Here is a 1143-nt window from a genome sequence, read left to right as displayed (position 1 = left end):
ACAGGGAGCATCCGCCCTGGCTCGCTGGTTTTCCGAACAGGTCATCAGACCTAATCAAAACGCCGATGATCAGCAGCTGCACCTGGAGAGCGAGCGGAACCTGGTCAAGATTATTACCATTCATAAATCCAAGGGGCTGGAATACAAGGTGGTCTTTATCCCCTTTCCATGCCATCTGCGCAAAGCGGATTCCCCCTTGTACCATGACCCACAAACCAGTGAAACCTGGCTGGCATTAACACCCTCGGAACAAGCCTCAGCCCTTTCCGAAAAAGAGCGTCTGGCAGAAGACCTGCGCCTGCTCTATGTGGCCCTGACCCGCTCGGTCTACTGCTGCTACCTGGGGATGGCTCCCTACAAATCGGGAAGGGCCGGTAAAGAGGGTAAAACTGATCTGCATCAGAGCGCGATTGGTTACTTGCTCAACCAGGGCTCAGAAATCATCAGTCAGGATCTGAACCTGTTGCTGGAGCAAGTGGCCGGGCAATGTGATCATCAACAGATCGTGATTTCTGCACCACCAGCAGATACTCTCCCACCCTATGCTCCAGTGAATACACAAGAACCGTCGTTAAGCCCACGGAATTTCACAGGAAATATTGAAAGAAACTGGTGGACCACCAGCTACTCGGCGCTTTCACGGCATGCATCACATCGCGCTGAGACACCGGCCGTTGCCAGTAATGAATCGCCAGGGTTTGATACTGATGCCATCAATGAACAACATACGGCCCGAGATAACCCGCAGTCTGAAGCCGACCCTTTAAGCCTGTTCAACTTTCCTAAGGGTGCTCAACCGGGAACGTTTATGCACAGCCTGTTTGAAGAGCTGGATATGAACGCATTGCGCTGTGCAGACAGTGACGCCTATCTCGACAACTTCCTGGTGGATAGCCACGCCCGGGCCGGTTATGGCGAAGAGTGGCTGCCCGCCACCAAAGGTATGTTGTTAACTTGCCTCAACGCGCCGCTGGATGGGGACAATCTTCGTCTTATTAATCTGCCAGATTCTGCTCGACGGGTTGAAATGGAGTTTTACCTGCCCATCGAACAGCTTGACCCCCAAAGCCTTAACCAGCTGATTGCTCAACACGATTCACTGAGCGCCAGGGCCGGGGAGCTGCAGTTCCACCGTATGAAAGG

Annotated in this window: 1 protein-coding gene; it reads left to right on the top strand. The window is 53.3% G+C overall.

Features of this window, described 5'->3' with window-relative positions:
• The coding region (locus tag KDK13_RS08545; RefSeq protein WP_306671053.1) for a 3'-5' exonuclease at positions 1–1143 on the top strand (1143 nt) is incomplete at both ends.

This window comes from Endozoicomonas sp. SESOKO1 (genome assembly GCF_024606265.1).
Classification (GTDB): Bacteria; Pseudomonadota; Gammaproteobacteria; order Pseudomonadales; family Endozoicomonadaceae; genus Endozoicomonas.
This window is presented reverse-complemented; position numbering and strand designations above follow the sequence as displayed.